We start from the raw sequence: 3,062 nt of genomic DNA, 5'->3' as shown, positions 1-3,062 counted from the left end.
CGCGCCAAGCGGCCGGCGTGGCGCACGAACAGCTTCTTCGCGTCGCCGGTGCCCTGACCGTCGTAGTCAGCCGGTGCGCGCGAAGGCGCGCACCGGAAACGTGCCCACGCCCACGAGTTTGGGCGGCACGGCGGTGAAGGTGAAGCCGTCGTCGGGGAGCGCCGCCAGACCGGTCAGATGCTCGGCGATCAGAATCTCCTCGCGCAGCAGCACCGAGTGCACCGGTCGCGTGCCACCGTCGGTGTCATCGATATTGAAGGAGTCGATGCCCACCAGCACCGCGCCGGCATCGCGCAACCACACCGCGGCGTCCTCGGTGAGATGCGGGTGTCCTTCGAAGTAGCGGTCGGTCTGCCAGTGCGCGTCCCACCCGGTGTGCACCAGCACGGCCTTGCCGCGAACTTGGCGCCCCACGAACGCTTCGGGGCCGATCGCGCGTGACGCACGATGCGTGGCCCGTACCACGAGCGCCGGAATATCCACGAATCGCTCGAGTTCCATTGCCGCGGTATCCCGCCCGTCCGCGTAGCGATGAAACGGGCAGTCGATGTACGTGCCCGTGTTCGTCACCAGCTCCACGCGCCCGATGTGAAACTCGGTGCCGGGCGCGTAGCGGGCCCGCGAGTCCTCGCGACTCAGAAAGTCGCAGATGACGGGAGCGGGAAGGCCCTTGTAGTAGACCTTCCCGCTTTCAATGTGATGGCTCAGGTCGAAATAGGTTGCCACGCCAGCGTCAGCGAATGATGTAGAACTGTTCCTGACGTGGCCGGAAGAACACGAAGCCATTCTCGGTGAGATGCGCGTCGTCTTCGAACATCACGAACAGCTTCTTGCCGCCCCACTCGGGAATGGCGGTGGCGGTGTTGAGCTCGATGCTGATGTACGACCCGCTCCGCAGGCGCGAATTCTGCGCGGTGGTGTCGCTACGCAAGGCGCTGCGGAAATCGATGGAGGCACCGAGGCCGTGGCCCTGCGCGCCGATGGGGTGCGAGTAGATCATCGCTTCGATGCCACGCTCCTTCATTTCCGCCATCGTGGCATTGAACACCGCGCCGCCCGTACGTCCCGCGCGCGAGTGTCGCTTCATCAGGGCGTCCTGCAGCGTGTTGGAGTTGGCCATCGCCTGCTTGATTCCCGCCGGCACGTCCTTTTCGCCAGTCTTGAGCACGTAGCCCATCTTCTGCCAGTCGGTGTCGAAGCCCATATAGCTGATGCCGAAGTCGATGTGCACTACATCGCCACGTTCGATCACGGTTCCCTCCGGGGCCACCGCAAGGAAGCCGCGTGACGTGGCCACATCGCCGCTGGCGCGCTGCACCCGCAAGTCGGGCTGGAACCAGGTGCGTACGCCCGCGGCCCAGAGCATGTCGAAGAGCGCCCGACGCACGTCACCCACCGTGGTCTTGCCCGGGGTGATCACCTCATTCGACAGCGCCCGCTTCACGATGGCTTCGGTGACCTTGACCGCCGTGCGGTAGTGCTCCATCTCCTCGGGAATGCGCGTGTCGAGATACTCCTGCGTGAGCTCACCGGCACTCATGAAGGTTTTCTCGGCGTCCGGGCCGAGCGTTTCGGCCAGGAAACGATAGCTATCGTAGCCGAGCGAACGCGTCTGCCCGCGTGTGCCGCGAATGCCGAGACCGATCGTGGCCGGCTTGTACTTCGCGTACAGTTCGCGGAGCGTGGCGGCCGGCGGACGCGGCTCCGTGGTGGGCGCATCGAAAAAGCGCGCCAGGTTTTCCTCGGTGTAGCCGGTGATGGCGAACTTCTTGAGCCCCTCGCTGCCCCCGTCGATGAAGACGAAGAAGTCCCGATTGCCCGTGTACGGGCGCGGCGGCGCCACGTACTGCGACAGCGGATCATCGTGAAATTCCTCGTTCACCACGATCCACATGCCCACGCCATGACGGCGCATCATGGGCAGCAGCATCTCGTGTCGCTTGCTCAGCCACTGTTCGCGTGTGGCGATCTGCTGCGACCACGGCAACAGACTGTCGGCTTCCGGCACCCGCATGCTCGAGGGGCGCGGCTTGGTTGCCGCCACGCGCGTACGTGGCCGCGTATCCTGCGCCGCAAGCGGCGTGGACGACACGAACAGCGCGGCGGCCACGGGCAGCAGTACTCCGAGAGTCTGGCGCATCAGTTGGTCGTTCCCTTGCGGTAGTCGAGCTGCGGCTTCTGGTTGCCGAGCACGGTTTCGTATTTGAAGTTGGGGCCGCGCTTGGCGTCGAGTTCCTTCTTCGCTTCGGCGATCGTGGCGGGCGACGCGAACAGGTCAGCTGCGGTGAGCGCCATGGTCTTGGCGGCCACCATCATCCCCTTCGACCCGATGCTCATGCCGCCGGCGGCCACGGCCTGCCACGAGTGGGCGGCGGTACCCGGCACCCAGGTGGCCGCGCCCAACTGTACGGTGGGCACCATCCAGCTTACGTCACCCACGTCGGTCGAGCCGGCGCCGGGCTGGCCCACGACGAGTGGCTTGATCTTCTGGGTTGCTTCCAGCGCCACCGGCACGAACGCCTCACTCTTCTGCAGCTTCTCCGCGAACACACGCTCTTCCGGTGACAGGGTGTAGCCACCCACGCGCTCGAGGGCACGCTGCTCCACACGCAGCAGCGTTTCGTTCGGCAGCAGCGAATACACCGAGCCGATGAGCTGCAGCTCGGAGGTGGTGCCGGTGCCGATCGCCGCGCCCTTCGCTGCCTCCACCACGCGGCCCCACACGTTCTTCACCACGTTCATGTCCACGTGGCGCACGTAGTAGTACACCTCGGCTTCATCGGGCACCACGTTCGGCGCCTTGCCACCGTTCGTCACCACGTAGTGGATGCGCGTGCCGTCCGGCACGTGCTCACGCAGAAAGTTGGTCATCACGTTCATCACTTCCACGCCGTCGAGCGCGGAGCGGCCGCGCTCGGGTGCGGCTGCGGCGTGTGACGAGATGCCATGGAAGCGGAACTTGCCGGTGATGTTCGCCATCGTGCGCTCACCGGTGGCGGCGTTCTCGTCGCCCGGATGCCATGCGATCACGGCATCCACGTCGTTGAACACGCCATCGCGCA

The 3,062-nt window shown here is 65.6% G+C and carries 3 protein-coding genes; all 3 read right to left on the bottom strand.

What is annotated here, in order from left to right:
• Positions 1-66 precede the first annotated feature (66 nt).
• Positions 67-726 (bottom strand): cyclase family protein, encoded by a 660-nt coding sequence (locus ACIQ6O_RS15415; protein ID WP_396208664.1) that lies wholly within the window; start codon positions 724-726, stop codon positions 67-69.
• A gap of 7 nt (positions 727-733) precedes the next feature.
• Positions 734-2,140: a M24 family metallopeptidase gene (locus ACIQ6O_RS15410; RefSeq protein ID WP_396208663.1), complete on the bottom strand. Its 1,407-nt coding sequence runs from the start codon at positions 2,138-2,140 to the stop codon at positions 734-736.
• Positions 2,140-3,062 (bottom strand): peptidase dimerization domain-containing protein (locus ACIQ6O_RS15405; protein WP_396208662.1); only part of this gene is annotated, 923 nt, incomplete at its 5' end. The genes ACIQ6O_RS15410 and ACIQ6O_RS15405, both read right to left, overlap by 1 nt.

Origin of the sequence: Gemmatimonas sp., from assembly GCF_044345575.1 — a bacterium.
Lineage (GTDB): Bacteria > Gemmatimonadota > Gemmatimonadetes > Gemmatimonadales > Gemmatimonadaceae > Gemmatimonas.
The sequence above is the reverse complement of the archived record's forward strand: the minus strand, read 5'-3'. Positions and strand labels throughout refer to the sequence as shown.

Bases quoted from the DNA above. Each gene is read 5' to 3' on its own strand.
- ACIQ6O_RS15410 (WP_396208663.1), bottom strand. From the start codon at position 2,140: ATGCGCCAGACTCTCGGAGTACTGCTGCCCGTGGCCGCCGCGCTGTTC.